The organism is Bartonella sp. AP30XZML, from assembly GCF_042195945.1.
Taxonomy (GTDB): Bacteria; Pseudomonadota; Alphaproteobacteria; order Rhizobiales; family Rhizobiaceae; genus Bartonella.
Genome location: NZ_JBHIPJ010000044.1, coordinates 40,199 through 56,439, shown reverse-complemented (window position 1 = coordinate 56,439; position 16,241 = coordinate 40,199). Strand labels below are relative to the sequence as shown.

Genomic DNA, 16,241 nt, shown 5'->3' with positions numbered 1-16,241 from the left:
GAGGTCTTCCCATGATCAACGTGACCAATCGTACCAATATTAACATGCGGTTTTGTTCGTTCAAACTTGCTCTTCGCCATTGCTATTAATCTCTTGTTTTATTCCCTAATTTTTATTAGCACCTAGGGACAGTTCTGCAAAACTTAAGTCTGACCAGACTGTAAACAGCCCAATCACCACAACTCTTAGACGGAAAACCCCACCAAATCTATAAATGGAATATCCTCCATCATACCTATTTGCCTAATCATCAACAACCATTTGGAGCGGGTAGCGGGAATCGAACCCGCATATTCAGCTTGGAAGGCTGCTGCTCTACCATTGAGCTATACCCGCATGACCCACGTACTAACTCTCCTTCGATGAATGGTGGAGGGGGTTGGATTCGAACCAACGTAGCATACGCAACGGATTTACAGTCCGCCCCCTTTAACCACTCGGGCACCCCTCCATTACACCGATAAAGTCGCGCAATGAGACATCACGACAACCATCTTGAATACCCATTCAATTCAATCTGATTGCGAAGTGGTTATGACGATTACTATTGTATCTGTCAACAGAATAAATACAATTCTGTACAAATTTCCTGCTCATAATTTTAAATTATAGATTTTTTCTCTCTATTTTTCTTATTAACACGTTATAAAGAAGCTATGAAAGAAAAAACATCACAAAATTCTCATTATGCTCGTTTGCGTCGCCGATATCGCGATACAAAAGGCTCTCCTTCTCGATCTTTTACACACCCAAAGAAGAAAGCTGCTTCTTTACAGCAAGAGATCATCCATCTTTATGGTATTCATTCTGTTCAGGCTGCTTTAGAAAACCCAAAAAGAATTTTAAAATGTCTTTACGTTACACAAAATGCCTTAAAACGATTAAATATATCCGAATCAGATTATCCTTGCTCTGTTACATTATGCACCCCCAAATATCTTGATTCGCTTGTTGGAAATGAGGCTGTTCATCAAGGTATTGTTTTGGAAACTCTCCCCCTCAAACCATGCAAACTGTCGGAACTAACCAATACTGATCTGGTCATTGTCATGGATCAAATTACCGATCCACATAATGTTGGTGCTATTATGCGCTCTGCAGTTGCATTGAAAGCTAAAGCACTTATTACAACTTGCCGTCACTCTCCCCACGAAAGCGGTGTTCTTGCGAAAGCGGCATCTGGAGCTCTGGAAATGATTCATTATATTACCGTACGAAACCTTGCTGAAGCTCTTCAAGAACTTCATCAAACAGGTTTTACAAGCTTTGGTCTCGATTCAGAAGGTGACCAACCTCTAGAAACAGCATTAACAGGGAATAAAATTGCTCTTGTTTTAGGAGCAGAAGGTAAAGGTTTACGTAAAAAAACACGCGAAACCGTTTGCGCTTTAACACGCCTTGACATGCCTGGAAATATTAAATCATTAAATGTTTCAAATGCAGCAACAATAGCTCTTTATGTGGCACATCAATATCTTAGATTCTAGTTTTTAATTTTTTGTGAAACATCAAAAAAACCAACCAACAAAAAACCCGCAAAAAAACCGCCAATATGAGCTTCCCATGCTATTGAGATGCCATTTTCTTCAAACAAAATAGAAGAAATACCTATGATCAAATCAGTCGTCAGCCATACACTCATATAAACAAGAACCCCCTTAGAACACAGAGCTTTTTTGACAGATAATAAAGATCCCAAAAGTTTTTCGTTCTGCACATTGACAGCTAGATTACCACTAGGAAAACCGTAACGTGCAATAGCCCCCATCATTCCAGATACGGCACCTGACGCCCCAATAAGTGATATGGTACTTTCTTGATGAAATGTAAAATAAGTCAAAACAGAAATAACTGCCGTTAACACCCAAAAAATTAAAAAACGTAAAACACCAAAATGCCTTGCTAAAGGAGAGCCGAAAACCAAAAGCCAAACCATATTAAGAGCAACATGTTTAAAACTACTATGCATAAATGAATAACTCACCATGGTATAACAAAATGCTACAGGATCCCTCTTAAACAATGCTGGTATAAATGAAAAAAACTCAAGGCTTTCAACATAAACCTGATGAGAAAAAAAATACTGAGAAATGCAATAAAGACAAAAACAAAATGCTATCAAAACAACTATAATAAATGGAACATTCAATAAGGGTTCTTTAGGTTGTTTCGGCAATCGGGAAACATCATCATGTTGGTGACTAGAAACTTTCATTGTATGAAATCTCGTATTTTTTAGAAAATGGGTTATTCTTTATACAAAATAAATATACCATTCCCAGTGATGCAGAATCTTCTCAACGCCTCTTCGAAGCCCTTTTTTAAATTTTCAATAGCTCTACATGAAAACACGTGTATTTTATACAAAAGATTTTAAAAAGCATGGATATCAAGAATATGATTTACAAACTTAGTGGTATCCTGCTTACTTAAATGTGAAGTTACCATGCAATATACAAGAACTTACGAATAGACAAACTCACTTATGAGGTGGTGTATAATAAAAATATATAAACATTATTTTCTTACTAGAAATATATTGATTATTGCATTTTTTAACCAAGCTATACTTCGATTGATAAACTTTAAAGAATCTTAAATCTCAATTTTTCCATTAATATGTCCTGCATTGCTTCTACGCTTTGAACGAAAAACGACATCTCTATGAGAAAAAATACCAATACAGCGTTCTCTAGATGTACTAATTGGTGTTTCATGATGAATTACTTACTTGATAGTCTGTTTCCTTCATACATGCAAAAGCGTCAGTTCATCTCTTTAACAAATATAAACAAGCCTTTCATTTCAACCTTTAACAGATATAATTCAAGAACTGTCTCTTATGAAACACTGAAAAAATATGTTGATTCTAATGATGCATCTTTGAATTTAAACAGTTCATGACAGAATTTTTTATTCCTTTCTTAGACAGTCTTATTGATACATCCGCCACTTGTAACGTGCAAGAGAATAGTCCGGATTAATTCAATATAAAAAATTTAAATGAGGCAATCATAGGAATTTGAACCTTCCTATTAAGTTGCAAAATGATAAAGGACCATTATAAACCAATGAATTATAAATAGATAACACACTAATTATTGAAGAGGACGATCTTGAGAATTCTGTTTGCAATCCTTTAACCACACATCATAAATAGGATGCTCAACAGCGTTCAAACCAGGACTATCTGCAAACATCCATCCTGTAAAAATACGCCGTATTTTTTTATCTAATGTTACTTCATTGACTTCAATAAAACCAGTTGTACGCGTGGGTTCATCTTTAGAGCTCGTATAACACGCACGTGGTGTTACCTGTAATGCGCCGTACTGATAAATTTTACCAAGAGTAACTTCAAAACGTGTGGTCCGTCCCGTGATTTTGTCAAGACCTGCAAAAACAGCAATTCCATTGCTAATACGCTCAGCCCGCACCCCATTATTTAAGGATAAAAACACTAAAATTCCCATAAAAAAAATATATATAAAATGCCTCACCCCTAACAATAAAAAAAATCTCATCATATCAAAATCAATCGCACCTTAAAAAATAATTCTTTTCATAACATAGAGTCAAATAAGACAAAAATACACACGCACATTAAAACATGTTATTTTTTAGGTGACCACGCATCATAATCTTCATGCACACAAGAACGCTCTCCATTGGAGGTGATAGCCCCCTTTGGTCGATAGCCCTCACTTGTTCCTGTCATATTTGCAACATGAGGCTTTTCCCATTCATAAGGATGATAATCCTCTTGTGTTGGTGGACACTCACAGCGATGATGAATCCAGCCGTGCCAACCTGGTGGAATAGTAGAGGCCTCAGAATAGTCTTTATAGATAACCCAACGGTGCGGATAACCATCCTTATGAAGTCCTCCTTCATAATATATATTTCCAAATTGATCTTCCCCTATCCGCTTACCTTTGCGCCATGTGAAAAAACGCGTACCAATGGTATTGCCATTCCACCATGTGAAGATTTGCTTAAAAAAACGAGCCATCTGCTATTCCATTCATTTAGTGCGTTCATGAAATTAATCGTTGGAATAAAATTATTAACGATTGAAATTATCGAAAAAGTTACTAGTAAATTCAACTACAATTCCAATTGATAGGTTAACGTGCTATCCTTTAATTTCAAGAAGATATCATATGTATGGCTTCTTCTCCACCCCATAAAATTTAATCTATGCCAAGTTTCATCTTCACCAATTCATTAACAGCTTGGGGATTTGCCTTACCACCTGTTGCTTTCATTACCTGTCCAACAAACCAACCAGCTAAAGCAGGTTTGTGCTTTGCTTGCGCAACTTTATCAGAATTATTGGCAACGATCTCATCAACAGCTCTTTCAATAGCCTTTGTATCCGTTACCTGCTTCATATTTCGTTCTTCTACAATTTGGCGTGCATCTCCCCCCTCATTCCAAATAATCTCAAAAAGATCTTTGGCAATTTTTCCAGAAATAACTCCTTCTTTTATAAGATCAATAATGCTTCCCAATTGATTTGGCGATACTGGTGACTCTTCAATCTCACGATTATCTTTATTTAAAGCCCCTAAAAGGTCGTTAATCACCCAATTGGCAACTATTTTTCCATCACGCCCACGTGCTACTTCTTCAAAATAATCAGCAATAGCCTTTTCTGTCACAAGAATGGATGCATCATACACTGTCAATCCCATTTCCTTAACAAAACGTGCTTTTATAGCGTCAGGCAACTCTGGTAAGTCTGCTGCCAAAGCATCCACAAATGCTTGATCAAATTCTAATGGTAAAAGATCAGGATCAGGAAAATAACGATAGTCATGCGCTTCTTCCTTTGAGCGCATAGAGCGCGTTTCACCTTTAGCGGCATCAAAAAGCCGAGTCTCTTGATCTATGACGCCTCCATCTTCTAAAATTGCAATCTGACGACGCGCTTCATATTCAATTGCTTGACCAATAAAGCGAATAGAATTAACGTTTTTAATTTCACAGCGCGTTCCAAAACCTTCACCAGGACGACGAACAGATACATTGACATCTGCACGCATAGAACCTTCATCCATATTGCCATCGCAAGTGCCCAAATAACGAACAATCGTACGCAATTTTGTCATATAGGCTTTAGCTTCATCTGATGAGCGCATATCAGGCTTAGAAACAATTTCCATAAGAGCAACACCAGAACGATTAAGATCTACAAAAGACATCGTTGGATGTTGATCGTGCATCGATTTTCCAGCATCCTGTTCAAGGTGCAACCTCTCAATTCCCACTTCAATATCCTCAAATTGGCCATTCGAATCTGGACCAACAGATATAATAATCTTTCCCTCTCCTACAATGGGATAGCGAAATTGAGAAATCTGATACCCCTGCGGTAAATCTGGATAAAAATAGTTTTTGCGATCAAAAACAGATTTTAAATTAATATGCGCCTTTAATCCTAACCCCGTTCGAACCGCTTGACGAACACATTCTTGATTAAGAACAGGCAACATACCTGGCATGGCTGCATCAATAAGTGATACATGATTGTTCGGCTCTGCACCAAATTTGGTTGATGCTCCTGAAAAAAGTTTCGAATTTGATATGATTTGCGCATGAACTTCCATGCCAATGATGACTTCCCAATCACCTGTAACTCCAGAAATAAAACGCTTAGAATCAGGAGTACGCGTATCAATGATGCTCATTGCCAATCCACTACCAATATTTTAAAATTCACTCATGGCTTATCTAAAACCATTCTCTCAGTGCAATCCTAGGATATAAATCTTACAACACAAGCCCGATTTTATCGGGCTTGTGTTGTTTGCATAAACATTAAGCTTTTTTAGGAGCCTTTTTCTTAGCTGTTTTTTTCTCTGTAGACGTTTCTTTCACTGCTGACTTTTTCTTTGCCGGCTTTTCTTCAAGGACATCTGATTCGTCATATTCTTTCATCAACTCTTCAACCGTCACTTCTTTATCTGTGACTTTTATCTGTGCTAATAAATGATCAATGACCTTTTCTTCAAAAATCGGAGCACGTAGATTTTCAACAGCTTCCGGAGTCTTACGGAAAAAATCCATAATCTCTTTCTCTTGTCCAGGATACTGGCGAACCTGATCAAAAACGGCTGCTTTTAGCTCATCCTCACTAACTTTAACACCAACCTTCATTCCAATTTCAGAAAGCACCAAACCAAGACGAACACGACGCTGCGCAAGGACACGATATTCCTCCCGTGCCTTTTCTTCTGTAATACCTTCATCTTCAAAACTGCGCCCAGCCTTTTTCAAATCATCATTAACCTGAGCCCATATATTGTTAAACTCAACCTCTAAAAGCTCTTCAGGAATCTCAAAATTATAATCAGCATCTAAAGCATCAAGAATTTGACGCTTAACTTTTTGACGTGTCACTGAACCATATTGGCTTTCAATCTGCCCACGAACGACCTCACGTAAGCGATCTAGAGACTCTAAACCAACTTTTTGTGCCGCTTCATCATCAATTTTTAATTCATCTGGTTTAAAGACAGCTTTGACAGTAATGTCAAACTCTGCTTCCCGTCCCGCCAAATGTGCCGCACTGTAATTATCAGGAAATTTAACAAAAATCGTTTTTACATCCCCAACTTTCACACCAACCAATTGCTCTTCAAAACCAGGAATAAATTGTTTTGACCCAAGAATCAGTTGTGCATCACTATCTGCCCCACCTTCAAATGGAATGCCTTCAAGCTTACCTTGATAATCTATGGTAATGCGATCACCTTCTTCAGAATTCCCCTCTTTTAGAGAATAATTACGCGTAGAAGAAAGGACGCGATTGACTTGATCATCAATATCCTGTTCAGGAATAGTTGCAATTTCACGGATAACCTTAATATGTTCAAAATCTTTAATGTCAATTTTTGGTAAAACTTCATACTTTAAACTAAAAGTAAAATCAGCCTTGCCATCTAGAATTTTTTCATCTTCATCTATATCTATTTTTGGCTGCATCGCTGTACGTTCATTGCGGTCTGCTAAAATAGAACGGGGTGCATCACTGAGTATCTCATTGAGAATCTCAGCCATAAAGGATTTACCATACATTTTTCGCAAATGCCCACTAGGCACTTTACCGGGACGAAAACCATTAAGCTTGATTTTTCCCTTGGTATCATCCAATCGTTCATTCAACTTTTCTTCTAAATCTTTCGCTGGAACCACGATCTTAATTTCGCGCTTCAGTCCTTCATTAAGCGTCTCGGTAACCTGCATTAAACACCTTCATTTTTCTAAGGAGAGGGATCAACCCACTCTAATAATCATTACATTCTAACACTTCGAGTGTTACATTTACCATGAAGCGGAATTTCAGACACGTAGAAATCCGTAGCACTTAAGGGATTGCTTTGGTGCGGATGGAGGGACTCGAACCCCCACGGTCTCCCGCCAGAACCTAAATCTGGTGCGTCTACCAATTTCGCCACATCCGCTCAAACTTACAAGCTAATAACCTTATACAAGCGGCGTTTCTATACCATTAATTACAGAAAAAAAGCAAACAAATATATTAAAAAAAACAAAATCTATGCTTTTCATACATAACTGCTTACGCTAAAAGTCAATTATGTTAAAGACATTTGATATCCCAATTCATATCATCGGTGGCGGTCTTGCGGGGTGTGAAGCAAGCTGGCAAATCGCTCAGTCAGGAATTTCTGTTGTTTTGCATGAAATGCGACCCGAAAAAAAATCAGATGCCCATAAAACCGATAAATTGGCAGAACTGGTTTGTTCAAATTCGTTTCGTTGCGATGATTCATTAACAAATGCCGTAGGGCTTTTACATGCTGAAATGCGATTAGCAAAATCGTTAATTATGAAAGCTGCTGATGCCAACAAAGTTCCCGCAGGTAGTGCTCTTGCTGTTGACCGTGATGGATTTTCAAAAACCGTTACGACAGCACTTGAAAATCACCCTCTTATAACAATCAGACGTGAAGAAGTTCAAGAAATTCCTAAAGCTTGGAAACATGTTGTCATTGCAACAGGCCCCCTTACATCGCCTGCACTTGCTCAAAAATTACAAGCAATAACCGGTATAAAAGCTCTTTCTTTTTTTGATGCAATTGCGCCTATTATCCATACCGACAGTATTGATATCAACATTTGTTGGTATCAGTCTCGCTATGATAAAATTGGTCCTGAGGGAACAGGAAAAGATTATCTTAATTGTCCCCTCAACAAAGAACAATATGAAACATTCGTTGAAGCGTTAAAAAATGCTGAAAAAACAGAGTTTCGTGACTTTGAAAAAACACCCTATTTTGATGGATGCCTCCCCATTGAAATTATGGCTGAGCGCGGACTTGAAACGTTAAGACATGGTCCTATGAAACCTATGGGCTTAACTAATGCCCATAACCCTACAGTTAAACCCTATGCTGTCGTTCAATTACGCCAAGATAATAAACTTGGAACGCTTTATAATATGGTCGGCTTTCAGACAAAATTAAAATATGGTGAACAAATTCGCATTTTTAGAATGATTCCCGGTCTTGAAAAAGCAGAGTTTGCGCGTCTTGGTGGTCTTCACCGCAATACCTACCTCAACTCGCCAATTATTCTTGATCAAACCCTTCGTTTAAAACAAAAAAAACAACTACGCTTTGCAGGGCAAATTACCGGATGTGAAGGTTATGTAGAATCAGCGGCAATAGGGCTTCTTGCTGGACGTTTTGCTGCTGCCGAATATCATCATATTTCCCCTTGCCTACCCCCACAAACTACAGCATTCGGAGCCCTTTTGAATCATATTACAGGGGGACACATCATAGATGAAAAAGCAGAAACACAATCTTTTCAGCCAATGAATATCAATTTCGGACTCTTTCCCCCTATTGCTTCTATTAAACATTCAGGAAAACGCTTACCAAGTAAAGAAAAAAAATTAGTAAAAAAACAAGCCATAACAGCGAGAGCTCTCAATGATTGTACTCAGTGGTTAGCAAATAAAGAATCAAAGAGCTCCTGTTTATAAAAAACACACGATTCGCCTCTCACCTACTGAATAGATCTTTATGCCCCTCATGAAAAAATCACCCTAAAGCCTTTTAAAGACTGCCTCCCCCAATCAATAAATACTACCCTACGTTTCATCATTTATTCAATTATGTAGATGCTGTAAAATAACTTTTGGCTATAAAAAAACTTTACCGCTATCAACAATTTAATATGATTTAATGACTAAAACAAAATAATCATATAAATATATTATGAATAATCAAAAAAATAAATAAATGGAAAATACACAAGTAATACTGTACTATCTTTATTAATAGTTTTTATATTACGTAATGTATATTATTTTATAAGAGTAATTTTTCTGTTTTTAACTTCCTCCCTCAAAATTTGTGATGTTCTCTTATTTTAACTCTGTATGATGAAGGAAAAATACGCGCTTGCATATCACAAGTGAAATAAAGATATGGAAAAAATATTTGTAGGATAGAGCTGGAGCTATCTCTCCCCTCTCAAATGCCAAGAAAAATCCCAATATTGAAAGCGAAATCTGAATATCATAAGATTCTTTTATTTCAGGATTTTATAATAAATCAATAAAATTATCCTCTTGGTGCGTCACAAGAAAGGTTGGCGTATAAGAGTAAAAGAATAAAACTATCCCTTATGCACTCGTCTCAGATATCTGGGGCTAGTCGCAACATTATAGGAAGTGAGAAAAATAGATAGCACGGTGGCACGAACATGCGCTTTTATTAAGCGTAAATGGTGATATATAATAACTTTTATAGACTTTACAGAGTTTTCCGCCTCATATTATTTACGGATCTTGTTTTGAAATAAATACCGTAACACTTCAGCGTAACAAAAGTTAATATTACATTTTATAACTCATACCCGCGCTCAATTAATACAGTGCAATATTTTATTGAAAAGACTAAAAACAATATATTTCCAGCAATACATGAAAATAAAAAGCATCGCAAAGATCTCAAAGTTTTATGTGAAAAACAAGCATAACACATGTGTTAAAAAAACCCGTTTATAAATAAATCGGGTTTTTTTAATGTAGCTTAAATTATTTTTTATTAACTGCTTCTTTAAGGCTTTTTCCTGCAGAAAATTTGGGTACAGAACGTGCTGGAATATCGATTTCAGCACCAGTTGAAGGATTACGCCCCTTTGTTGCAGCACGATGAGAAACTTCAAAAGTGCCAAAACCTGGAAGACGAACATCTCCCCCTGAAGCCAAAGCTTCTGTTACAGAAGCCATAAAAGCATCAACAACAACACCAGCTTGCGCTTTCGAAACACCTGCCTTTTCAGCAACGGAGCTAACGAATTCACTTTTATTCATAAAATATTTCCTTTCCCTATATTACCTGAACATGACTTAATCATGTTATTGGTCAGTTTATTGAAAAGTACAGCAAACAGAAGTCTTATTTTTATCCAAAACATTGTTTTTTTAGCAATAATCACAGTTATTCACGGAATTTTTCACTTTTTCCAACAAAAAACAGAATAATAACCTCAACAACACCTTCTACCACCTAAAAAATGCCGTTATAAATGAGATAAGTGAATCAGTGCGCAATCTGTATTCCTTCACTATCACTGCTCTCTGACCGGATTGGCACAGCTCCTGTAGAGGGTTCTTTCCATTCAATAGTGTCTGGAAAACGAACCAAAGCGTGTTTCAAAACTTCACTCACATGATTTACTGGAATAATTTCCATATTATTTTTGACATCATCAGGAATATCAACCAAATCTTTTGCATTTTCTTCAGGAATAAGTACTTTTTTTATCCCTCCTCGAAGAGCTGCTAAGAGTTTTTCTTTTAATCCACCAATGGGTAAAACGCGTCCACGTAAAGTAATTTCACCAGTCATTGCAATATCTTTATGCACAGCTACTCCTGTAAGGACCGAAACAATTGCTGTCACCATTGCAATCCCAGCCGATGGGCCATCTTTTGGTGTCGCACCCTCTGGAACATGAACATGGATATCGCGTTTTTCAAAAAGTGGAGGTTCAATACCAAAATCAACAGCACGAGAACGTACATAAGATGCTGCCGCTGAAATGGACTCTTTCATAATATCACGTAAATTTCCAGTTACAGTCATCTTCCCTTTGCCGGGCATCATAACTCCTTCAATGGTCAATAACTCTCCACCGACTTCTGTCCACGCAAGACCTGTTACAACACCAATTTGATTTTCTCCTTCAATCTGATTGTAATGATAACGTTTAACACCCAAGAAATCATGAATATTACTTTCTGTAACTTTTACAGATTTTTGATGTGTTTTGAGAATTTTTGTAACGGATTTGCGGGAAATTTTCATGAGTTCACGTTCAAGGTTACGAACGCCTGCCTCACGTGTATAAAACTGAATAATTGACCTTAGTGCTCCATCAGAAATACTGAGTTCTTTTTTAGATAAACAGTGATCTTTTAGTGCCTTTGGTAAAAGATGCTGTTTAACAATTTCCATTTTCTCATATTCAGTATAACCAGCGATACGAATAATTTCCATACGATCCATTAACGGACCTGGAATATTAAGTGTATTGGCAGTTGTGATAAACATGACATCAGAAAGATCATATTCAACTTCCAAATAGTGATCAATGAATGTACCATTTTGTTCAGGATCAAGAACTTCTAATAAAGCGGATGAAGGATCGCCACGAAAATCCTGGCCCATTTTATCAATTTCATCAAGCAAGAAAAGCGGATTAGATTTTTTTGCTTTTTTCATAGACTGGATAATTTTTCCAGGCATCGATCCAATATATGTTCGGCGATGTCCACGAATTTCTGCTTCATCTCGGACACCTCCCAATGAGATACGAACATACTCACGTCCCGTTGCCTTTGCAATAGAGCGCGCTAATGATGTTTTCCCTACACCTGGAGGACCTAACAAACAAATAATGGGACCTTTTATCTTTGACGCGCGACTTTGTACGGCCAAATATTCAATAATTCGCTCCTTAACTTTTTCAAGACCAAAATGTTCATTATTCATGACCTTTTCAGCAAAATCTAAATTGTTTTTAATCTTAGATTTTTTACCCCAAGGCATTGCTAATAACCAATCAAGATAGTTACGTACAACTGTCGCTTCTGCAGACATAGGAGACATGTTCCGTAATTTTCTCAATTCTGCTCCAGCTTTTTCCTGTGCTTCCTTGGATAGTTTTGTATTCTTGATACGTTCTTCTAATTCAGAGAGTTCATCTCGGCTATCATCACCTGCTCCTAACTCTTTTTGAATAGCCTTCATCTGCTCATTGAGATAATATTCTCGTTGGTTTTTTTCCATTTGCCGTTTAACATGCGAACGAATACGTTTTTCAACCTGCAAAACAGAAATTTCTCCTTCCATGAAGGACAAAACACGTTCAAGACGGGACCGCACAGGTAAGAGCTCTAATATTTCCTGTTTTTCTGCAAGTTTAATCATCAAATGAGAAGCAATCGTATCGGCAAGCTTAGAAGGATTATCAAGCTGGCCAATCGCATTCACAACTTCAGGAGAGATTTTTTTATTAAGCTTTACATAGTTTTCAAAATAAGCAATCACTGACCTTGAAAGAGCTTCAATCTCAACATCACTCTCTCTAGGTTCTTCTGTAACAGTTGCAAAAGCCTGATGATAACCTTCACTTAAAGCAAATTGACTAATTTTTGCACGTGCAGTTCCTTCAACCAAAACCTTTACAGTACCATCAGGAAGCTTTAAAAGTTGAAGAATATTAGCAAATGTACCAATATGATAAATATCCTCTGATTTTGGATCGTCATCAGAAGCATTTTTTTGTGTCACCAATAGTATTTGCTTATCAACCGCCATCGTTTCTTCAAGAGCACGAATTGATTTTTCGCGGCCCACAAAAAGTGGAACAATCATATGGGGGAAGACAACAATATCACGAAGAGGTAAAACAGCATAAACCCCATCTCTTACTTCATCTGTCTTTTCATCAATATATTGCATAACTCTCCTTTCTGGAGCCTATGAGCTATCTACAACAATTAGCCCACCTTAGAAAATCTCAGCTCTTCACTGTACATGAAGTGGTAATTACTCATACATAAATCAAGCATTATAATGATATTATTAGAAACACCTATCAAATACCGTTCATTACCACCTTTTATATTGTGCATCACACAATGTCATGCTGATACATTTTCTTTATCTTCTGCACGTTCTGAGTAAATATAAAGAGGACGCGCTTTACCATCAACGACATCACTCGAAATAACCACTTTTTGAACGCCTTCAAGAGCCGGTAGCTCAAACATCGTCTCAAGAAGGATCTTCTCCATAATAGAACGTAAACCACGAGCACCAGTTTTACGTTCAATTGCTTTCTTTGCAATAACACGTAAAGCATCTTCATGAAATGCTAACTCGACATTCTCCATTTCAAAAAGACGCTGATATTGCTTTACTAACGCATTTTTAGGTTGGGATAAAATTTGCATGAGGGCGTTAACATCTAAATCCTCTAAGGTAGCGACTATAGGAAGGCGCCCAATAAATTCTGGTATTAAACCAAATTTAATAAGATCTTCAGGCTCTAAATCACGAAAAATTTCACCGACACAACGCTCATCCGGAGCCTTAACAGTCGCAGAAAAACCAATAGAAGTTTTTTCACCACGCCCTGAAATAATCCGTTCTAAACCTGCAAAAGCTCCCCCACAAATGAATAAGATGTTTGTGGTGTCAACCTGAAGAAACTCTTGTTGCGGATGCTTACGTCCACCTTGAGGAGGAACAGAAGCAATCGTTCCTTCCATAATTTTTAATAACGCTTGCTGAACTCCTTCCCCCGAAACATCTCTTGTAATAGAAGGATTGTCTGCTTTACGAGAAATCTTATCAACCTCATCAATATAAACAATACCACGCTGCGCACGTTCAACATTATAATCTGCTGCTTGAAGAAGCTTCAAAATAATATTTTCAACATCTTCTCCCACATAACCCGCTTCAGTCAAAGTGGTCGCATCCGCCATCGTAAAAGGCACATCAATAATACGTGCTAATGTTTGTGCAAGATAAGTTTTACCACAACCCGTTGGACCAACAAGAAGAATATTTGATTTAGCCAACTCAATATCATTGCTTTTAGACTGATGCGCCAACCGTTTATAATGATTATGAACAGCAACAGAAAGAACACGCTTTGCATGCTGCTGACCAATAACATAGTCATCAAGAACTGTTATAATTTCCTGTGGCGTAGGAACACCATCACGCACCTTAACCCCAGAAGACTTATTTTCTTCCCGAATAATATCCATGCAAAGCTCTACACATTCATCACAGATAAATACAGTAGGCCCCGCAATGAGCTTACGCACCTCATGCTGACTCTTGCCGCAGAACGAGCAATAGAGAGTATTTTTTGATTCGTTCCCGCTATTGCTAATTTTGCTCATTTTTCTTTCCTTTCACCACAATATATGAACACTTTGCCTTTTCAAAGGAAGCCTTTCATCATGAAAACTAAAAGACATATAGAAAACCATGCATGTCTCAATACTTTTAGGTGTTTCTCTTATTTTGCTATATTTTTTATAAAACTCTTTGATTTAAAGTAGCTGTTTTTTCTATAAAAATTCTTAATCTTTTTCTTCTTTTTCAGTTTCTGCACGGTATTGTATAACATCATCAACTAAGCCAAACGCTTTGGCTTCTTCTGCTGTCATAAAATGATCGCGATCGAGAGTTCTCTCTATAACCTCATAATCTTGACTCGTATGTTGAACATAAATTTCATTTAAACGCCGTTTCATCTTTATAATATCTTGCGCATGTCGCTCAATATCTGAAGCTTGACCTTGAAAACCACCAGATGGTTGATGCACCATAATACGTGCGTTTGGCAATGTAAAACGATGACCTTTTGCTCCAGCCGTTAACAATAAAGACCCCATAGATGCCGCTTGCCCCATGCAAAGCGTAGAAACAGGAGGGCGAATAAACTGCATAGTATCATAAATAGCCATACCAGATGTTACGACTCCACCTGGAGAATTAATATAAAGACTAATTTCTTTTTTAGGATTTTCCGCTTCCAAGAAAAGCAATTGTGCACAAACAAGCATTGCCATACCATCTTCAACAGGACCATTAATAAAAATAATCCGCTCCTTTAAAAGACGGGAAAAAATATCATAGGCCCGCTCACCACGATTGGTTTGTTCAATAACCATAGGAACAAGGCTTAATGCTGTTTTCATTGGATCACTCATATTTTTACTTTCCGTTCATATAACAACCGCTCTTTACACATTCAATGTTTTTATCCATATGTTAACATTACTCTCTTGTGCAAGCTACAATCAAGAGATTGTATAAGATAGATTAAAATCTCAATAGTTAAAATAGCAATAATAACTCTACCTAAATAAATGATGAACATCCAGAATGCGAGATACCACCCAATGGTAAAAACTTCCTTCCTGAGGTCTTTTCGTAGTCTTTGTCTTTCTGTGAATATGAAAGCCTATCAAGCGTGAATCTGTAAGCGGCTTTACACCAAAAGCTGGTTCAAAAATACGTTCAGTTTTTCGCCCAGTCCAATAATAAAAAGTTTCCTTTTCCTTTGCTTCATGAAAAAAACCATATCGTTTTGCTAATCGTGAAATACCATCATTGCCAAATATTGTAACGCCAAGATTTCCCGGTAAAATCGGCATTTTTTTCCTCTTTAACCAGAACGGTCTCCAAACACGACGCTTAAACCCAAGCCAATGAGGAATAATTTCTGTGCCAGCCCAATAATCCTCAAATATTTTTATAATAGGGTTATTGGGCGGAAAATAAAGTGCAGAAACGCCTACTCTTGTATTATTTTTCTTGCCAACCAAACCTTATCCGCATCTGGATGAAATTGTTTAACAAGGTAAACATCTGTATCTAACCAAACACCTTGTTGATATTTCATCAGCATAACACGAAAAAAAATCCGAGAACTGAACAATTGTACACCCTAGTTTATCATCAGAAAAATCGGGATCAAGGCGATAAATTGCTGAGCGTGGTAAAATTGATTCGGCTTCATGCAGCTCAACACCAGCAGGGAGATTATCTATTTTTTTATCATAACTAAAAAGCTTAACTCGCTGTCCAGTTTTAACCATTGAGGACAAACAAAGCCTATCCACCAATCTTAATTGTCCACTATACCAAAAAGTACAAATATCCATA

Annotated in this window: 11 protein-coding genes, 3 tRNA genes and 2 pseudogenes; 2 read left to right on the top strand and 14 right to left on the bottom strand. The window is 37.2% G+C overall.

Translation table 11 applies throughout. The features are described 5' to 3' along the window. The 3 genes and pseudogenes from ACFIL2_RS03195 to ACFIL2_RS03185 form a co-directional block, all read right to left on the bottom strand. A pseudogene (locus tag ACFIL2_RS03195) lies at nucleotides 1-80 on the bottom strand (elongation factor Tu); the annotation flags it as partial. Nucleotides 81-262: 182 nt separating this feature from the next. Next, nucleotides 263-336, bottom strand: a tRNA-Gly gene (locus ACFIL2_RS03190). Between the two features lie 31 nt (nucleotides 337-367). Further along, a tRNA-Tyr gene (locus ACFIL2_RS03185) sits at nucleotides 368-451 on the bottom strand. A gap of 205 nt (nucleotides 452-656) precedes the next feature. Here ACFIL2_RS03185 and ACFIL2_RS03180 point away from each other — a divergent pair. Continuing rightward, entirely contained in the window at nucleotides 657-1,487 is an 831-nt protein-coding gene (locus ACFIL2_RS03180) for a TrmH family RNA methyltransferase (RefSeq protein ID WP_375633060.1), read from the top strand. Here ACFIL2_RS03180 and ACFIL2_RS03175 read toward each other — a convergent pair. The 6 genes from ACFIL2_RS03175 to ACFIL2_RS03150 all read right to left on the bottom strand — a co-directional run bounded on the left by ACFIL2_RS03175 (nucleotide 1,484) and on the right by ACFIL2_RS03150 (nucleotide 7,469). Further along, nucleotides 1,484-2,215, bottom strand: coding sequence for a rhomboid family intramembrane serine protease (locus tag ACFIL2_RS03175; protein WP_375680430.1), 732 nt, complete (start codon nucleotides 2,213-2,215; stop codon nucleotides 1,484-1,486). The genes ACFIL2_RS03180 and ACFIL2_RS03175 overlap by 4 nt on opposite strands. Before the next feature lie 883 nt (nucleotides 2,216-3,098). Continuing rightward, nucleotides 3,099-3,524, bottom strand: a complete 426-nt coding sequence (locus ACFIL2_RS03170) for a DUF2155 domain-containing protein (protein WP_375633117.1) — start codon at nucleotides 3,522-3,524, stop codon at nucleotides 3,099-3,101. A gap of 89 nt (nucleotides 3,525-3,613) precedes the next feature. Continuing rightward, nucleotides 3,614-4,012, bottom strand: coding sequence for an NADH:ubiquinone oxidoreductase subunit NDUFA12 (locus ACFIL2_RS03165; RefSeq protein ID WP_375612891.1), 399 nt, complete (start codon nucleotides 4,010-4,012; stop codon nucleotides 3,614-3,616). A 181-nt stretch (nucleotides 4,013-4,193) separates the two neighbouring features. After that, nucleotides 4,194-5,693, bottom strand: a complete 1,500-nt coding sequence (gene gatB, locus ACFIL2_RS03160) for an Asp-tRNA(Asn)/Glu-tRNA(Gln) amidotransferase subunit GatB (RefSeq protein WP_375617705.1) — start codon at nucleotides 5,691-5,693, stop codon at nucleotides 4,194-4,196. A 130-nt stretch (nucleotides 5,694-5,823) separates the two neighbouring features. Beyond that, the gene (gene tig / locus ACFIL2_RS03155; protein ID WP_375617704.1) at nucleotides 5,824-7,251 is read right to left on the bottom strand and encodes a trigger factor; all 1,428 of its coding nucleotides are present in this window, start codon (nucleotides 7,249-7,251) and stop codon (nucleotides 5,824-5,826) included. Between the two features lie 135 nt (nucleotides 7,252-7,386). After that, nucleotides 7,387-7,469: transfer RNA gene (locus ACFIL2_RS03150), tRNA-Leu, on the bottom strand. Nucleotides 7,470-7,603: 134 nt separating this feature from the next. Between ACFIL2_RS03150 and trmFO the strand changes: the two genes are divergently transcribed. Continuing rightward, nucleotides 7,604-9,016 (top strand): methylenetetrahydrofolate--tRNA-(uracil(54)-C(5))-methyltransferase (FADH(2)-oxidizing) TrmFO, encoded by a 1,413-nt coding sequence (gene trmFO / locus ACFIL2_RS03145; RefSeq protein WP_375617703.1) that lies wholly within the window; start codon nucleotides 7,604-7,606, stop codon nucleotides 9,014-9,016. A gap of 1,059 nt (nucleotides 9,017-10,075) precedes the next feature. Here the strand turns inward: trmFO and ACFIL2_RS03140 are convergent. The 5 genes and pseudogenes from ACFIL2_RS03140 to ACFIL2_RS03120 all read right to left on the bottom strand — a co-directional run bounded on the left by ACFIL2_RS03140 (nucleotide 10,076) and on the right by ACFIL2_RS03120 (nucleotide 16,240). Continuing rightward, the gene (locus ACFIL2_RS03140) at nucleotides 10,076-10,354 is read right to left on the bottom strand and encodes an HU family DNA-binding protein (RefSeq protein WP_375617702.1); all 279 of its coding nucleotides are present in this window, start codon (nucleotides 10,352-10,354) and stop codon (nucleotides 10,076-10,078) included. A gap of 229 nt (nucleotides 10,355-10,583) precedes the next feature. Then, nucleotides 10,584-13,010: an endopeptidase La gene (gene lon / locus ACFIL2_RS03135; protein WP_375680429.1), complete on the bottom strand. Its 2,427-nt coding sequence runs from the start codon at nucleotides 13,008-13,010 to the stop codon at nucleotides 10,584-10,586. A gap of 182 nt (nucleotides 13,011-13,192) precedes the next feature. Next, on the bottom strand, nucleotides 13,193-14,467 hold the full coding sequence (gene clpX / locus ACFIL2_RS03130) for an ATP-dependent Clp protease ATP-binding subunit ClpX (RefSeq protein WP_273723371.1): 1,275 nt from the start codon (nucleotides 14,465-14,467) through the stop codon (nucleotides 13,193-13,195). Nucleotides 14,468-14,650: 183 nt separating this feature from the next. After that, on the bottom strand, nucleotides 14,651-15,283 hold the full coding sequence (gene clpP / locus ACFIL2_RS03125) for an ATP-dependent Clp endopeptidase proteolytic subunit ClpP (RefSeq protein ID WP_375611281.1): 633 nt from the start codon (nucleotides 15,281-15,283) through the stop codon (nucleotides 14,651-14,653). A gap of 147 nt (nucleotides 15,284-15,430) precedes the next feature. Further along, nucleotides 15,431-16,240, bottom strand: a pseudogene (locus ACFIL2_RS03120) (hypothetical protein). Nucleotide 16,241: the final 1 nt, after the last annotated feature.

Coding starts and splice junctions, on each gene's coding strand:
- ACFIL2_RS03180 (WP_375633060.1), top strand. CDS start 657: ATGAAAGAAAAAACATCACAAAATTCTCATTATGCTCGTTTGCGTCGC.
- ACFIL2_RS03175 (WP_375680430.1), bottom strand. CDS start 2,215: ATGAAAGTTTCTAGTCACCAACATGATGATGTTTCCCGATTGCCGAAA.
- ACFIL2_RS03170 (WP_375633117.1), bottom strand. CDS start 3,524: ATGAGATTTTTTTTATTGTTAGGGGTGAGGCATTTTATATATATTTTT.
- ACFIL2_RS03165 (WP_375612891.1), bottom strand. CDS start 4,012: ATGGCTCGTTTTTTTAAGCAAATCTTCACATGGTGGAATGGCAATACC.
- gatB (WP_375617705.1), bottom strand. CDS start 5,693: ATGAGCATCATTGATACGCGTACTCCTGATTCTAAGCGTTTTATTTCT.
- tig (WP_375617704.1), bottom strand. CDS start 7,251: ATGCAGGTTACCGAGACGCTTAATGAAGGACTGAAGCGCGAAATTAAG.
- trmFO (WP_375617703.1), top strand. CDS start 7,604: ATGTTAAAGACATTTGATATCCCAATTCATATCATCGGTGGCGGTCTT.
- ACFIL2_RS03140 (WP_375617702.1), bottom strand. CDS start 10,354: ATGAATAAAAGTGAATTCGTTAGCTCCGTTGCTGAAAAGGCAGGTGTT.
- lon (WP_375680429.1), bottom strand. CDS start 13,010: ATGCAATATATTGATGAAAAGACAGATGAAGTAAGAGATGGGGTTTAT.
- clpX (WP_273723371.1), bottom strand. CDS start 14,467: ATGAGCAAAATTAGCAATAGCGGGAACGAATCAAAAAATACTCTCTAT.
- clpP (WP_375611281.1), bottom strand. CDS start 15,283: ATGAGTGATCCAATGAAAACAGCATTAAGCCTTGTTCCTATGGTTATT.